At 47.8% G+C, this 15,742-nt stretch carries 12 protein-coding genes and 1 other annotated feature; all 12 genes read right to left on the bottom strand.

Annotation, left to right across the window (positions count from 1 at the left end; genetic code table 11):
• Positions 1-29 precede the first annotated feature (29 nt).
• The 12 genes from rpoC to sigH all read right to left on the bottom strand — a co-directional run bounded on the left by rpoC (position 30) and on the right by sigH (position 15,701).
• Positions 30-3,647, bottom strand: coding sequence for a DNA-directed RNA polymerase subunit beta' (rpoC, locus tag B5066_RS06195; protein WP_079475100.1), 3,618 nt, complete (start codon positions 3,645-3,647; stop codon positions 30-32).
• 121 nt (positions 3,648-3,768) lie between these two features.
• The gene (rpoB, locus tag B5066_RS06190; RefSeq protein WP_079475099.1) at positions 3,769-7,308 is read right to left on the bottom strand and encodes a DNA-directed RNA polymerase subunit beta; all 3,540 of its coding nucleotides are present in this window, start codon (positions 7,306-7,308) and stop codon (positions 3,769-3,771) included.
• A gap of 571 nt (positions 7,309-7,879) precedes the next feature.
• Positions 7,880-8,476 carry a class I SAM-dependent methyltransferase gene (locus tag B5066_RS06185; RefSeq protein ID WP_079475098.1) on the bottom strand — a complete coding sequence of 199 codons (597 nt, stop codon included), beginning with the start codon at positions 8,474-8,476 and terminating at the stop codon, positions 7,880-7,882.
• Between the two features lie 104 nt (positions 8,477-8,580).
• Positions 8,581-8,943, bottom strand: a complete 363-nt coding sequence (rplL, locus tag B5066_RS06180) for a 50S ribosomal protein L7/L12 (RefSeq protein ID WP_079475097.1) — start codon at positions 8,941-8,943, stop codon at positions 8,581-8,583.
• A 52-nt stretch (positions 8,944-8,995) separates the two neighbouring features.
• Positions 8,996-9,499 carry a 50S ribosomal protein L10 gene (gene rplJ / locus B5066_RS06175; protein ID WP_079475096.1) on the bottom strand — a complete coding sequence of 168 codons (504 nt, stop codon included), beginning with the start codon at positions 9,497-9,499 and terminating at the stop codon, positions 8,996-8,998.
• 44 nt (positions 9,500-9,543) lie between these two features.
• Positions 9,544-9,699, bottom strand: a sequence feature (ribosomal protein L10 leader region).
• A gap of 101 nt (positions 9,700-9,800) precedes the next feature.
• Entirely contained in the window at positions 9,801-10,499 is a 699-nt protein-coding gene (gene rplA, locus B5066_RS06170; protein ID WP_022794456.1) for a 50S ribosomal protein L1, read from the bottom strand.
• A gap of 120 nt (positions 10,500-10,619) precedes the next feature.
• Positions 10,620-11,045 carry a 50S ribosomal protein L11 gene (gene rplK, locus B5066_RS06165; protein ID WP_079475095.1) on the bottom strand — a complete coding sequence of 142 codons (426 nt, stop codon included), beginning with the start codon at positions 11,043-11,045 and terminating at the stop codon, positions 10,620-10,622.
• A 178-nt stretch (positions 11,046-11,223) separates the two neighbouring features.
• The gene (nusG, locus tag B5066_RS06160) at positions 11,224-11,757 is read right to left on the bottom strand and encodes a transcription termination/antitermination protein NusG (protein ID WP_022794454.1); all 534 of its coding nucleotides are present in this window, start codon (positions 11,755-11,757) and stop codon (positions 11,224-11,226) included.
• A 55-nt stretch (positions 11,758-11,812) separates the two neighbouring features.
• Positions 11,813-12,010 (bottom strand): preprotein translocase subunit SecE, encoded by a 198-nt coding sequence (gene secE / locus B5066_RS06155; protein ID WP_022794453.1) that lies wholly within the window; start codon positions 12,008-12,010, stop codon positions 11,813-11,815.
• Positions 12,011-12,310: 300 nt separating this feature from the next.
• Complete coding sequence (gene glpK / locus B5066_RS06150; protein ID WP_079475094.1) at positions 12,311-13,840, bottom strand: glycerol kinase GlpK; 1,530 nt, start codon at positions 13,838-13,840, stop codon at positions 12,311-12,313.
• Between the two features lie 33 nt (positions 13,841-13,873).
• The gene (locus tag B5066_RS06145) at positions 13,874-14,701 is read right to left on the bottom strand and encodes an MIP/aquaporin family protein (protein ID WP_079475093.1); all 828 of its coding nucleotides are present in this window, start codon (positions 14,699-14,701) and stop codon (positions 13,874-13,876) included.
• Positions 14,702-15,050: 349 nt separating this feature from the next.
• A complete protein-coding gene (sigH, locus tag B5066_RS06140) occupies positions 15,051-15,701 on the bottom strand; it encodes an RNA polymerase sporulation sigma factor SigH (RefSeq protein WP_371862279.1) in 651 nt (216 codons plus the stop codon).
• Positions 15,702-15,742: the final 41 nt, after the last annotated feature.

Raw genomic sequence — 15,742 nt, 5'->3', positions numbered from 1 at the left:
CACCGCGTTTTTGCGATGTCAACACTATTTCATTCCGACGAATATACTTCTTCGCCTGATTCCTGCATTTCCTGCACAGCTTCTTCCGGGACAACCTGTTCGAGGCTGCGGTAACGCTGCATACCGGTACCCGCTGGAACTAATTTCCCGATAATAACGTTCTCTTTTAAGCCTAACAGCTCGTCGCGCTTGCCACGAATTGCCGCGTCCGTAAGAATTCTTGTGGTTTCCTGGAACGAAGCAGCTGAAAGGAAGGAATCCGTTTCAAGCGATGCTTTCGTAATACCAAGAATGACCGGCTGGCCAACGGCTGGCTGATGGTGTTTTTGAAGTGCTTCGCGATTAGCTTTTTCAAACGCATGCACCTCTACCAGACTGCCAGGCAGAGCATCTGTATTACCAGAGTCGGTAATCCGGATTTTACGGAACATTTGACGAACCATCACTTCGATGTGCTTGTCGCCAATTTCCACGCCCTGCATGCTGTATACCTTCTGCACTTCTTTCAGAAGATACTGCTGCACCTGGTCGAGCCCGGTTACTTTCAACAGCTCTTTCGGATCGATAGAACCTTCTGTAAGAGCCTGCCCTACTTCCACTTGGTCGCCTACTCCCACCCGAAGACGGGCGCCATATGGAGTAGTGTAGGAACGGCTTTCAAGCGGCCCCTGCACCGTCACTTCTTTCTTATCCGTCAGATCTTTCACATCGACAATTTCGCCGGAGAGTTCAGAAATGACAGCCTGCCCTTTAGGATTACGGGCTTCAACAAGCTCCTGAATACGAGGAAGACCCTGGGTGATGTCGTCCCCGGCTACGCCGCCTGTATGGAACGTACGCATGGTAAGCTGTGTGCCCGGCTCACCGATAGACTGGGCAGCAATGATCCCTACTGCTTCGCCCACTTCAACGTCGGCTCCTGTAGCAAGATTACGGCCGTAGCATTTTTTGCAGACGCCGTGGTGCGTATCGCACGTAAAGACAGAGCGGATAACAACTTTTTCGACACCGGCCTCTTCGATAATACGGGCCGAATCTTCATTTAGAAGCTCGCCCTTTTGAGCCAATACTTCGTCTGTTTCAGGATGGCGCACTGTTTCAAAGGCTACCCGGCCGATCAGGCGGTCCTGAAGTTTTTCAATGATTTCATTACCTTCACGGAGCGTCGCTACCGAAAGCCCGCGGTCAGTGCCGCAGTCGTCTTCACGGATGATAACGTCCTGGGCCACGTCCACAAGACGACGGGTCAGATAACCCGAATCGGCAGTTTTAAGCGCTGTGTCGGCCAGACCTTTACGGGCACCGTGCGTGGAAATAAAGTATTCAAGCACCGTAAGCCCCTCACGGAAACTTGATTTGATCGGGAGTTCGATGATGCGCCCGGATGGATTGGCCATCAGTCCGCGCATCCCAGCAAGCTGCGTGAAGTTCGAGGCGTTACCACGCGCACCAGAGTCACTCATCATAAATATAGGGTTCCGTATATCAAGCGTACCCATAAGCTTGTCCTGGATAACATCCTTAGCGCCGCCCCAGATGCTGATAATTTTGTCATAGCGTTCCTCTTCGGTAATCAAACCGCGCCGGAATTGCTTCATTACCTTCGAGACCTGTTCTTCAGAATCCTCTAGTACGTCCTGCTTGTCCGGAAGTACAACAATGTCGGAAATCCCAACCGTAATCCCTGCTTTTGTAGAGTAATGGAAACCGAGATCCTTCATGCGGTCAAGCATTTTCGATGTTTCGATAATCTGGAAGTTTTTAAACACCGCTGCAATGATGTCACCCAAAAAGCCTTTTTTAAACGGCGGAATGAGTTCTCGGTTTTTAAATTCTTCTTTAACATCTGTCGTGCTTGGCACTACATATTTTTCCGGAAGCTCTTCTTCCAGGTTCAATGCTGTCGGCTCGTTCACGTAAGGGAAGGACGTTGGAAGAATTTCATTAAATATAAGCTTTCCTGGTGTCGTTAAGACGAGCTTACTCATCTCTTCTTCACTGAAGTTAGTTTTATTTAACGCACGAACCGGCAAAGCAATACGGGTATGCAGGTGCACATAGCCATTTTGATAAGCAGTGAGCACTTCTTTTATATCGTTAAAGATAGAGCCTTCACCCATGGCGTTTTCACGTTCAAGCGTCAGGTAGTAGTTTCCAAGTACCATGTCCTGGGATGGTGTAACAACTGGTTTACCATCCTTAGGGTTCAAGATATTCTGCGCTGCAAGCATAAGCACGCGGGCTTCTGCCTGCGCTTCTGCTGAAAGCGGAACGTGCACAGCCATCTGGTCCCCGTCAAAGTCGGCGTTGTACGCTGTACAAACGAGCGGGTGGAGCTTAATGGCACGACCCTCAACCAGCGTCGGTTCGAATGCCTGAATACCGAGACGGTGAAGCGTCGGTGCACGGTTCAAAAGAACTGGATGTTCACGGATAACGTCCTCAAGCACATCCCAGACTTCCGGATGCACACGCTCTACTTTCCGTTTCGCACTTTTAATGTTGTGCGCGAGGCTTCGGTTTACGAGCTCTTTCATTACAAATGGCTTGAACAGCTCAAGCGCCATTTCTTTTGGAAGTCCGCACTGATACATTTTCAGGCTCGGCCCAACCACAATAACCGAACGTCCGGAATAGTCGACACGTTTGCCGAGAAGGTTCTGACGGAACCGGCCCTGTTTCCCTTTCAGCATATGAGAAAGAGATTTTAGCGGACGGTTGCCTGGACCTGTGACCGGACGGCCGCGGCGGCCGTTGTCAATTAAAGCATCGACAGCTTCCTGAAGCATACGCTTTTCGTTTTGCACAATGATGCTCGGTGCTCCCAGATCAAGAAGACGTTTTAAACGGTTGTTCCGGTTAATAACACGGCGATACAAATCGTTCAGGTCAGAGGTGGCAAACCGGCCGCCGTCCAACTGAACCATTGGACGAATTTCCGGAGGAACAACCGGGAGAACGTCAAGGATCATCCATGCTGGATGGTTGCCGGAGTGACGGAACGCTTCAAGCACTTCCAGGCGCTTGATCGCCCGAGTACGGCGTTGGCCCTGCGCTGTTTCAAGTTCGCCTTTTAAGCCGTGCACTTCTTTTTCAAGATCAATATCCTGAAGAAGCTTGCGGATGGCTTCTGCACCCATCTGAGCGGAGAAGGTTTTGCCGTACTTATCGTAATATGCCCGGTATTCTCTTTCGGAAAGCAGCTGTTTGTATTCAAGCGGCGTTTCCCCCGGCTCCGTTACTGTATAGGAAGCAAAGTAAATAACTTCTTCGAGGGAACGCGGGGACATATCAAGGACCAGTCCCATACGGCTTGGGATACCTTTAAAGTACCAAATGTGAGATACAGGGGCTGCAAGTTCAATATGGCCCATGCGTTCCCGGCGCACTTTTGAACGAGTGACTTCTACCCCGCACCTGTCGCAGACTACGCCTTTATAGCGAATACGCTTGTATTTACCGCAGTGGCATTCCCAGTCTTTTGTCGGACCAAAAATACGCTCACAGAACAGTCCGTCTTTTTCCGGTTTTAACGTCCGGTAGTTAATCGTTTCTGGCTTTTTCACTTCACCGTGTGTCCAGGAACGAATTTTTTCCGGAGAGGCAAGTCCAATTTTCATATATTCAAAGTTATTGACGTCTATCAAGAGGTCGACCTCCCTTTCAATCTTTAAAGGTGGCATGGCTGAAAGAGGGACAAGAGGTGCCTACAAAAGCCATATAGCTTTTAATTAGACACCCCGTCTTCTCCGTTTTACCGATGAGACCTTATGCGTTTTCCGTGGACTCGATTCTAAGATTCAAGTTATCTCCGGGTTGTTCATCTTCATCATCGAGCTCTTTCATTTCGATTTCCTCTTCATTGCTCGAAAGCATTTTCACGTCCATGCCAAGGCTTTGAAGCTCTTTAATCAGAACTTTAAATGACTCGGGAACGCCAGGCTCCGGCACATTTTCCCCTTTAACAATCGCTTCGTACGTTTTCACACGGCCGACAACGTCGTCGGATTTCACCGTAAGAATTTCCTGCAGCGTATAAGCTGCTCCGTACGCTTCAAGAGCCCATACTTCCATTTCCCCGAAACGCTGGCCGCCGAACTGCGCTTTACCACCAAGCGGCTGCTGGGTAACAAGAGAGTAAGGTCCGGTCGAACGGGCGTGAAGCTTGTCGTCCACCATGTGGGCCAGTTTGATCATATACATGACCCCGACTGAAATACGGTTGTCAAAGGTTTCCCCTGTACGCCCGTCATACAATACGGTCTTTCCGTCCCGGGCGAGACCGGCTTCCTGAATCGTTTCCCAAACATCTTCTTCACGGGCACCGTCAAATACCGGTGTTGCCATGTGAAGGTTCAGGGAACGGGCCGCCATGCCCAGGTGCATTTCAAGCACCTGTCCGATATTCATACGCGAAGGCACCCCGAGAGGGTTCAGCATAAGATCAATCGGTGTTCCGTCCGGCAGGTAAGGCATATCTTCCTCTGGAAGAATACGGGAAATAACACCTTTGTTTCCGTGACGACCGGCCATTTTATCCCCTTCATGAATCTTACGCTTCTGCACGAGATATACCCGGACAAGCTGATTCACTCCCGGTGGAAGTTCATCTCCGTCTTCACGGTTAAAGATTTTTACGTCGAGTACAATGCCGTCTGCCCCGTGTGGAACACGAAGCGAAGTGTCCCGTACTTCACGGGCTTTTTCCCCGAAGATCGCATGAAGCAGGCGCTCTTCTGCGGAAAGCTCTGTCATGCCTTTCGGCGTTACTTTTCCGACAAGAATGTCGCCATCCTTCACTTCCGCACCGACGCGGATAATACCGCGGTCATCGAGGTCCTTCAGCGCTTCTTCACCAACGTTTGGAATATCGCGGGTGATTTCCTCCGGTCCGAGCTTGGTATCGCGGGCTTCTGACTCGTATTCATCTACGTGAATGGAAGTGTAGACATCGTCTTTTACTACCCGTTCACTCAGGATAACGGCGTCTTCATAGTTATAGCCGTCCCAGGTCATAAAGGCAGTTAAGACGTTACGCCCCAATGCCATTTCCCCGTTATCCATCGATGGACCGTCTGCAAGGACTTCGCCTTTTTCTATACGGTCCCCGTCTTTAACGATCGGACGCTGGTTATAGCTTGTTCCCTGGTTGGAACGAACGTATTTCATCATACGATATTTATCGATATCTGTTTCTACTTCTTCTCCGTCCACATCTTCAATGCGGCGGATCCAGATTTCACGTGCGGATGCCCGCTCAACTACGCCTTTGTGACGGGCGATGATGGCAGCCCCTGAATCCTTTGCTGAAACGTATTCCATGCCGGTACCTACAAGAGGTGCTTCCGGCTCAAGAAGCGGCACTGCCTGACGCTGCATGTTCGCTCCCATCAATGCCCGGTTGGAGTCGTCATTTTCGAGGAATGGAATACACGCCGTTGCAGCAGAAACTGCCTGCTTCGGTGAAACGTCCATATAGTCGATTTTTTCTTTCGGCACGATGGTGTTGTCTCCTCGGAAACGGGCGATAACTTCATCGTCGGCAAATGTGCCGTCTTCAGCAAGTGAAGCGTTCGCCTGAGCGACTACGTAGTTATCTTCTTCATCAGCAGTAAGATAATCACACTGCTCGGTGACCACTCCCGTATCCGGGTCTACACGGCGGTAAGCTGTTTCGATAAAGCCGAACTTATTTACCTTGGCGTAGCTTGATAAAGAGTTAATCAGGCCGATGTTCGGTCCTTCCGGCGTTTCAATCGGGCACATACGCCCGTAGTGGGAGTAGTGCACGTCACGGACTTCAAAACCGGCACGTTCACGGGTCAGTCCGCCCGGTCCGAGCGCTGACAGACGGCGTTTGTGCGTCAGTTCAGCCAAAGGATTTGTCTGGTCCATAAACTGGGACAGCTGCGAGCTGCCAAAGAACTCTTTAATAGAAGCGATTACCGGACGAATATTGATAAGCGCCTGCGGCGTGATGGAGCTTGGGTCCTGGATAGACATGCGCTCACGTACCACACGCTCCATACGGGAAAGTCCGATACGGAACTGGTTTTGAAGCAGCTCCCCGACAGAACGGAGACGACGATTACCCAAATGGTCAATGTCATCAGTCCGGCCGACGCCGTGAAGAAGGTTGAAGAAATAGTTTACCGAAGCAATCATGTCTTCAGGCGTAATATTCTTCGTTTCAAGATCAATGTTCCCATTACTGATTACGTTAATTTCACGGTCTTCGCCTTGACCGTCATCTGCATAAATCTTAATAGATTGTACGTCCAAATCTGCATCTTCCACCACTCCACCGGAAACGGTGTACCGTTTAAATCCAAGGTTATTTTCCAGATACGGCATGAGACGGTCCAGTGCCCGGCGGTCGAGCATCGTGCCAGCCTCAGCAATGACTTCTCCCGTTTCTGGATCAGCAAGCGTTTCTGCTAAACGCTGATTGAATAAACGATTTTGGATATGGAGCTTTTTATTCATTTTATAACGTCCGACATTTGCGAGATCATACCGTTTCGGATCAAAAAAGCGCGTGTTTAATAAGCTTTTCGCGCTATCCACCGTTGGCGGTTCCCCAGGGCGGAGACGTTCATAAATTTCGAGAAGGGCTTTTTCGCTGCCTTCAGTATTGTCTTTTTCGAGCGTATTCCGCAGGTATTGATCTTCGCCCAAAAGATCGATAATCTCTTGGTCGGAACCAAAGCCAAGTGCGCGAAGAAGCACGGTAACCGGGATTTTCCGGGTACGGTCAATACGAACGTGAACGACGTCTTTCGCATCTGTTTCAAGCTCGAGCCATGCACCGCGATTCGGAATAACAGTCGCAGTGTAGCCACGCTTGCCGTTTTTGTCTACTTTATTGTTAAAATATACGCTTGGTGAACGTACGAGCTGGGATACGATAACACGCTCAGCCCCGTTTATTACAAATGTACCTGTGTCGGTCATAAGCGGGAAATCGCCCATAAATACTTCCTGCTCTTTTACTTCGCCAGTCTCCTTGTTCATCAGGCGGACCTTGACGCGAAGTGGTGCAGAGTATGTGGCATCACGTTCTTTTGATTCATCGATTGGATATTTTGGTTCTCCCAAATTGTAATCGATGAATTCTAGCACCAAGTTTCCGGTAAAATCTTCAATCGGCGAGATGTCCTGAAACATTTCGCGAATCCCTTCATCTAGAAACCATTGATAAGAAGCCGTCTGAATCTCAATGAGGTTGGGAAGGTCCAATACTTCATTGATTCGGGCATAGCTTCTCCGCTGGCGGTGACGTCCAAATTGAATAAGTTGACTTGACAACAGATTCACCCCTCAAATCTCGCATGATATCCGCTCGTTTTAAAACAAGCGTTTTTCCAAGGCAATTATCGGTAATATAGCTAAATAGTGATAAATGCAGAGACGCGTCGTCGTGTAGACGGACGGCTCTTTCTGCTCTGATGAATTCTTCAGCGTATCAGAACACAGAGAACAGTCCGCGTACACAAACGCCGTCGATGTAATTTTTTCACAAACCGAATAGCCAGCTTGAGAACGATGACCGCTTCTCCCTGACTCATGTTGTTCATCTTAAATGAAATTGTTTTTCCTAATACTTATTACGATCGATTCTCCCATTTCTTATTCGAATGTGTTAGAATAAGAAGGAATCAAAAGCACAAACGTTCTCATTTTAATGGATAAGCTTGCTGCAACCGTAATCCAGCTCAGCCGTGAAGTGGCATATAGAAAAGAAATGGATGATACTTCTTACGGTATCACCTGATTTAATAAGTAGAATATTGCATGTAGTTTGGTACTAATGGATACTTATACGCATTAAATTATAATACCATATCAAAACAGCACCGTCAACTTCTGATGGTGCTGTTTATTTACGCGCACGGAAAATATAATATCCTTTATTTTTTTTTACATTTTTCACAACCGGAAACAGTTCGTTAAGTTTTTCTTTCGCTGAAGGAGCCCCCTGCTTTTTCTGGATGACAATCCAACATTCACCACCCGGCCTCAATGCTTCAAAAGCTTCCTCGAACAGCTGGTGCACCACTTTCTTTCCAGCTCTGATAGGTGGGTTTGTCAAAATCGCTGCTGCCCTGCCTTCATAGGCATTGAATAGATCGCTTTCTGCGGCTTCGGCATTTTCAGCCTGATGCCGCTGAATGTTTCTTTTTGCCAATTCTACCGCGCGTTGATTGATGTCAAAAAGCAGCACATTTCGAGCCGTTTCCTTAGCAAGAGTTACTCCCACTACACCGTAACCGCAGCCAATGTCTACAATGTCTCCATCTACATCCGGCCATTCAAAGGCTTCGAGCAGCGTTTCTGTACCAAAATCCACTGTTTGTTTCGAGAAGACTCCGCTGTCTGTCACGAATGACCAGTCTCTGCCCCTAAGCTTTGCTTGGATAACTTTTTCATCACTTGCCGCACTTGGACTTGCATGAAAATATTGTTCACCGCTCATAGCATCGCTCCGTTCTAGTTATTGGAATATTATCATAGCAGGATCCAGACATTTGTTGCAACAAAAAACTCATCCGCAGCTGTGCGGATGAGTTGATCGAACCCTTACTTCAATTCGATAGAAGCGCCTGCTTCTTCGAGTTGACCTTTCATTTCTTCAGCGTCTTCTTTAGATACGCCTTCTTTTAATGTTTCAGGTGCTCCGTCTACTAGTGCTTTAGCTTCTTTCAAGCCAAGACCGGTAATTTCACGGACAACTTTGATGACGTTGATTTTAGAAGAACCAGCGCTTTCGAGTACTACGTCGAATTCTGTTTGCTCTTCCTCAACGACTTCACCGCCGCCACCGCCAGCTGCTACTGGTGCAGCTGCTGTTACGCCGAATTCTTCTTCAATTGCTTTTACTAATTCGTTCAATTCCAGAACGGACATTTCCTTAATTGCATCAATCATTTCTTGATTACTCATGGATAATCCTCCTCTTAGTATTAATGTTTAACCTGTCAAAAGCCCTAAATTGTTAGGCGCTCTCTTCTTCTTTTTGCTCTGCCACTGCTTTTGTAACCAGTGCGAAGTTACGGATTGGCGCCTGCATAACGCTAAGCAGCATAGCCACAAGTCCATCGTGGGATGGAAGGCTTGCCAATTCCTTGATCTGCTCCTGGGAAACAACGCTGCCTTCAATGACACCCGTTTTAATCTCCAGCGCTTCGTGATCTTTAGCGAAATTGTACAATACTTTTGCCGGTGCTACTGCGTCCTCTGTGCTTGTTGCAATAGCTGTAGGGCCTACCAGGTATTCGTTCAACTCGTCTTTCAGATTCACGTCTTCTGCCGCACGACGCGCCATTGTGTTTTTATACACTTTGAAATCAACGTCTGCTTCACGAAGCTGCGCACGTAATTCCGTAATTTCCGACACGTCCAGGCCGCGATAGTCTACCAATACGGTCGACACGCTGTCTTTCAGCTTTGCTGCGATTTCATCAACAACCGCCTGTTTTTGTTCGATAACTTTGCTCATCCGTTCCACCTCCTGCCATTCTTTATTGTTTGCCGTCCGCGACCGCAGACATTAAAAAATCTTCCTGTCTAAATTAGCAGACACGAAGACACTACTCCCGTAAAACGCTCTAAGGCGTCCAATGTATAGGAATGGTACCTCGGCAGGATAATTTAAGTGCAGTGCACTCCTGCTGTCTGCGGCAACAATATAAAATTGTTGGCTGATCCGTCATTTAGTATAAATGGAAGCAGCGTCCGGGTCAAGAGCTTTTTCAAGATCACCCGGGCGCTGCCGGCAAACAAAAATATTGCTGTTTAATTTATGCGAATTTTAACGAAGAAGTGCTTACTTTCACGCCAGGACCCATGGAAGTCGTTACAGCAACGCCTCTCATGTACGTTCCTTTAGCTGCTGCCGGCTTTGCTTTTTGAAGCGCGTCGGCAACTGTGTTGAAGTTTTCCACCAGGCTTGCAGTATCAAAAGATACTTTGCCAATTGGCGCATGGATATTACCGGACTTATCGACACGGTATTCCACTTTACCTGCTTTAATTTCTTCAACAGCTTTTGTAACGTCCATTGTCACCGTACCGGTTTTTGGATTAGGCATAAGGCCTTTCGGTCCAAGGGTACGGCCCAATTTACCTACCTGGGCCATCATGTCCGGAGTGGCTACTACTGCATCAAAGTCAAACCATCCTTGCTGCACACGGTTCACCAGATCTTCTTCTCCTACATAATCAGCGCCGGCCGCTTCTGCTTCCTGAGCTTTTTCGCCTTTAGCAAAAACGAGCACGCGCTGGCTTTTTCCTGTTCCGTTTGGAAGGACGATCGCGCCACGGATCTGCTGATCGTTTTTACGCGGGTCAATTCCAAGACGAAACGCTACTTCTACCGTTGCATCAAAATTTACGATCGATGTTTTCTTCGCAAGTTCAATCGCCTCTTCAGCATTGTACTGCTGCTCCTGGTCGATGAGCTGCGCCGCCTCGCGGTATTTTTTACCTCTTTTAGGCATTGTTTTTCCTCCTTGTTGTGGTTTAACGGTAAGACCTCCCACTAGTAAAGGTTGCGAGCCGTCCCTTCGGCAAAAGCGTCAGAGGCGTCCACACAACCTTCAGCAAGGCAAATCTTTCAATTAGTCTTCAACGTTTAAGCCCATGCTGCGGGCTGTTCCTTCAACCATACGCATTGCTGATTCAACGTCAGATGCGTTTAAATCCTGCATTTTCGTCTCAGCAATTTCACGAACCTGATCCCGGGTTACTGAACCAACTTTGTTACGGTTAGGCTCACCGGAACCGCCTTTAATGCCTGCTGCTTCTTTAAGAAGTACAGGGGCTGGCGGAGTTTTCGTAATAAAAGTGAACGAACGGTCTTCATAGACACTGATTTCTACAGGAATGATTGTTCCTGTCTGCTCTTGTGTACGAGCGTTGAATTCTTTACAGAATCCCATGATATTCACACCGGCTTGACCAAGCGCTGGGCCTACCGGTGGTGCCGGGTTCGCTTTACCAGCCGGAATTTGAAGTTTAACAACCTTCTCGACTCTTTTAGCCACGCGACACACCTCCTTCGTCCGTGATGTGGTAGCCGGATACAATGCATCCTCCCACTCATTCTAAAACACCATGTGCTTTAGGCTATGATATCTTTCAATACCAAACAGGATGATTTTATCACCTGAAGCCAAAATAAGCAATGGTCAATTCATGAGAAAGAGAAAATACAAGCCGGACTTATATTTTTTCTACTTGGGTAAATTCCAGCTCAACCGGAGTTTCGCGGCCGAACATATTTACATAAACTTTGACCTTCTGTTTCTCGGCATTGATTTCTTCCACCGTTCCCGTGAAGTCGGCAAACGGCCCTTCAGTTACCTTCACCGCTTCTTTAAGTTCAAAATCAACTTCAGCCTTCGGTTCTTTCTCGCCCATTTGGCCGAGAATGGTATCTACTTCGTCCGGCAAAAGCGGCGTTGGCTTCGAGCCAGCTCCCGTAGAGCCGATAAACCCAGTTACTCCCGGGGTGTTGCGGACTACGTACCAGGAGTCATCTGTCATTACCATTTCAACGATGACATACCCGGGGAAAACCTTTTTGGAGACCGTCTTGCTTTTTCCGTTTTTGGTTTCCGTTTCTTCTTCCACCGGCACCAGTACACGGAAAATTTTATCCGTCATCCCCATGGATTCCACCCGTTTTTCCAGGTTCGTTTTTACTTTGTTTTCATAGCCCGAATAAGTATGGACTACATACCAGCTTTTTTCCATATCTAGAGTGGGAACTAAGCCCCTTCCCTCCTTTATTCCAAACGTTCAACCGTTGCTACTCCAAAAATATACGAACAAGCTCAGAAAGCCCTAAATCGATAACAGCAAAATAGATAACAAAAAAGATGACAGTCAGCACCGTGACAATTGTATATTTCGTTAGCTCTTTGCGTGTCGGCCATGTAACACGCTTCATTTCCTGTCCTACTTCTTTGAGAAAGCGGATAGGGCTTTTTTTCGTACCCCCAGCCATGCAGCCACCTCCATCAACCGGTGTTAACGGTCATAAAATTATTAGTATGAAGTCTCATATGAAGAAAAATGTATCTGCATCTGTTTCTGTATCACATGTACCATCAGGCTTCTTCCGTCCTGCTTGTTTTCAACCATTAAAAAAACAGCCGCTCCTAAGGGCTCTGCGGTCTGTTTGCTTTAGGCGCACATATATTTCTACCAATATCAATCATAAACAACTTCTGCGCTATAATCAAGGAGAAATTAACAGGCATATAAAAACCGGCGCCCCTGAGGAGCACCGGTCCTTTCATGATTTTTAATTAGCTGACTGGGCTGTGGTTTTCTTTTTTCCCGGCTTGAATGCCCTTGTGGCATCCACCGCTTCTTTCCAGCCGTCGTACAATTCTGTTCTTGTATCTTCATTAATCTGCGGCTCAAATTGCTTTTCTTTTTTCCACTGCTTTTTCACTTCTTCTTTACTGCTCCAGAAGCCAGTGGCGATCCCCGCTAAATAAGCTGCGCCCATCGCAGTTGTTTCGATCACAGCCGGACGCTCTACAGGAACGCCGACAATATCACTTTGGAACTGCATCAGAAAATCATTTGAAACCGCTCCGCCGTCGACACGAAGAGACTTCACTTCAATACCCGAATCCGTTTCCATTGCTCCGAGCACGTCTTTTGTCTGGTACGCAAGCGACTCCAGCGTTGCCCGTACAAAATGCTCTTTTTCCGTTCCACGGCTCAGGCCAAAGATGGCTCCGCGCGCTTCACTATCCCAGTAAGGGGCTCCAAGTCCTACGAAGGCCGGTACAAAATACACGCCGTTCGTATCATCTACACGCTCAGCGTATTTCTGGCTGTCCGGCGAGTTTGTAAACATACGCAGGCCATCCCGGAGCCACTGAATAGCCGAGCCGGCTACGAAAATGCTTCCTTCAAGAGCGTATTCAACTTTGCCGTCAATTCCCCAGGCAATTGTAGTCAGGAGTCCGTTATTTGATGGCACTGGCTTATCTCCAGTATGCATCAGCATAAAGCAGCCGGTGCCATACGTGTTCTTTGCCATCCCTTTTTCAAAGCAGGCCTGGCCGAACAGGGCAGCGTGCTGGTCTCCCGCTACCCCTGCAATCGGAACTTCCTGGCCGAAGAAGTGGTAATCTACTGTATTGGCATATACCTCGGAAGAAGAACGCACTTCCGGAAGCATGCTCTTCGGTACGGTAAGGACGTCAAGCAGCTCATCATCCCACTGCAGATCATAAATGTTGTACATAAGCGTCCGCCCGGCGTTCGTATAGTCCGTTACATGCGCTTTTCCCCCAGAGAGCTTCCAGATCAGCCACGTATCGATGGTGCCAAATAGAAGATCTCCATTGTCTGCTTTTTCCCGTGCGCCTTCTACATTATCAAGTATCCACTTTACTTTCGTTCCCGAGAAGTACGCGTCAATCAGAAGACCGGTTTTATTTCGGAACATTTCCCCGTATCCCTGCTCGTTTAGCTCGTTGCATATATCCATTGTCTGGCGGGACTGCCATACAATTGCATTATAGACAGGACGCCCGGTGTGTTTGTCCCATACTACCGCTGTCTCACGCTGATTTGTGATCCCAATTGCGTTAATTTCTTCAGCCTGGATATCATTTTCCCCAAGCACTTCTGCAAGCACCGCTAGTACAGATGTCCAAATTTCCTGGGCGTTGTGCTCTACCCAGCCAGACTTCGGAAAGTACTGCTTAAACTCTCTCTGCGCCGTGCCTACTATTTCTCCTTCTTTGTTAAAAATAATGGCACGCGAGCTCGTTGTTCCCTGATCAATTGCTAGAATGTATTTCTTCTCCATCCGCTTCATCTCCTTTTTCATATATAAGTTGTATTAGTTTTTCACTTCAGGGTTGGACATGATCGATTTCGCAGAGCGTTTGCCCATGTAGTACAAACTTCCAAGGAAAACGGCTACGACAACCGAGTAAATCATTAATGCCATTGCGCCTTCTCCCAAGAAGAATGAACGGTAAACCATCGCACCGAACACGCCACCGGCAGCCGGGGCTACTACCGGGATCCAGGCATAGGACCAGTTGGAATCTCTTTTACCCGGAATTGGCAGCAGCGCATGTGCGATACGAGGACCAAGGTCACGGGCCGGGTTGATGGCATATCCTGTGGTACCACCAAGAGAGAGGCCGATAGCGAGAATCAGAAAGCCGACAATCAGTGGATTTAATCCTTCTGTGAACTGGTTGGCCCCAATACCTAAAATACCTCCGACAAGAACAGCTGTACCGATAAACTCGCTCAGGAAATTGTTAAACCGGTTCGGAACAGCAGGGTCGGTCGAAAACACTCCAAGCTTTGTATTCGAATCCTCTGTTTCCTTCCAGTGACCGAGAAAGTGAAGATAAACTACCACGCCACCTAATGCAGCACCAATTAATTGAGCAATAATGTAGCCCGGGACCTGTGCCCACGCAAACTCTCCAACAGAAGCGAGGCCAAGCGTTACCGCTGGATTAATGTGCGCCCCGGAGAACTGTCCTACTGCATAGATGGCCATTGCCACTGCAAACCCCCAGCCAAGTGCTACAACAATCCAACCAGCACCCTGAGCTTTGGATTTATTCAGACTTACGTTTGCGACTACGCCGCCGCCAAAGATAATAAGAATCATCGTACCGATAAGCTCCGCTAAATAAACAGACATTCTTCTTCCTCCTTTTTTATTAAAGCTTACTTATCGTCATAACGTTAGGCGGTTCGTCTTATTATTTGTTACGGCGCCACAAGACCCAGACCTTTAATCCTGGTCACTTTCCAGAAAAACGCTTTCATAACAACGGATAAAAAGTAGCATGAATCCTCGGAAGTAACCAGGAAAGCCTACAAAAAGCCGCACACGTATCCCAATGGAATGAATGGTGTGCGGCTTTCATATACTCAACCTAACGTATTAACTTAAATAAATCTTACCACCGTGAGAAAACGCTGTCAATAACTTGTCACATAATTATTTTTGACTTTTCTGAAATTAAAAAGCGTTTAAAACCCGTCTTTCAAGAGATTAACGCATTCCATTCTTCACAATTTTCGAGTTTTCGCTTGATTCGCTGAAGGGCATTATCGATCGATTTGTTCCTTCTTCCAAGCAGTCCGGACATTTCCTGATAGGAACGGCCATCGATGTAAAGCTGCAGCACCTGCTGCTCCAGTTCGCTCAGCACGCTGCCAATTTTCGTTTCCATATCCTCATGCTTTTCCCGGATGATCAGCAAATCTTCCGGACTTTTGGCGTGGGTCTCTACTAAGATATCGAGCAGAGGGCGTTCCGAGTCTTCTTCATACACTGGTTTATCCAGGGAGATATATGAGTTCAGCGGCGAATGCTTCTGTCTCGTCGCCGTCTTTATAGCTGTAATGATCTGCCTTGTAATGCATAGTTCAGCAAAGGCACGGAATGAGGATAATTTGTCTCCCCGGAAATCTCGTACAGCTTTGTACAGCCCGATCATTCCTTCTTGTATGATATCTTCATAATCTCCCCCGATGAGAAAATACGATCGCGATTTCGCCCGCACTAGATGCCGGTACTTCTCAATCAGTCGTTCTAATGCCTGGTTATCGCCTGCACGTGCAAATTCAATCAGTATTTCATCTTCGGTTCGGGTAGTTTGACGTGGTTCCGGTTTCTTGAGGTCTGTACTCAATACAATCCCTCCGCCCATGCGCGTAGTAGTATAAATATAGG

The sequence above is a fragment of the Marinococcus halophilus genome, from assembly GCF_900166605.1.
Taxonomy (GTDB): Bacteria; Bacillota; Bacilli; order Bacillales; family Marinococcaceae; genus Marinococcus; species Marinococcus halophilus.
The sequence above is the reverse complement of the archived record's forward strand: the minus strand, read 5'-3'. Positions and strand labels throughout refer to the sequence as shown.

Coding starts and splice junctions, on each gene's coding strand:
- secE (WP_022794453.1), bottom strand. CDS start 12,010: ATGGCTGGGGGTACGAAAAAAAGCCCTATCCGCTTTCTCAAAGAAGTA.
- nusG (WP_022794454.1), bottom strand. CDS start 11,757: ATGGAAAAAAGCTGGTATGTAGTCCATACTTATTCGGGCTATGAAAAC.
- rplL (WP_079475097.1), bottom strand. CDS start 8,943: ATGAGTAATCAAGAAATGATTGATGCAATTAAGGAAATGTCCGTTCTG.
- rplA (WP_022794456.1), bottom strand. CDS start 10,499: ATGCCTAAAAGAGGTAAAAAATACCGCGAGGCGGCGCAGCTCATCGAC.
- rplJ (WP_079475096.1), bottom strand. CDS start 9,499: ATGAGCAAAGTTATCGAACAAAAACAGGCGGTTGTTGATGAAATCGCA.
- B5066_RS06145 (WP_079475093.1), bottom strand. CDS start 14,701: ATGTCTGTTTATTTAGCGGAGCTTATCGGTACGATGATTCTTATTATC.
- B5066_RS06185 (WP_079475098.1), bottom strand. CDS start 8,476: ATGAGCGGTGAACAATATTTTCATGCAAGTCCAAGTGCGGCAAGTGAT.
- glpK (WP_079475094.1), bottom strand. CDS start 13,840: ATGGAGAAGAAATACATTCTAGCAATTGATCAGGGAACAACGAGCTCG.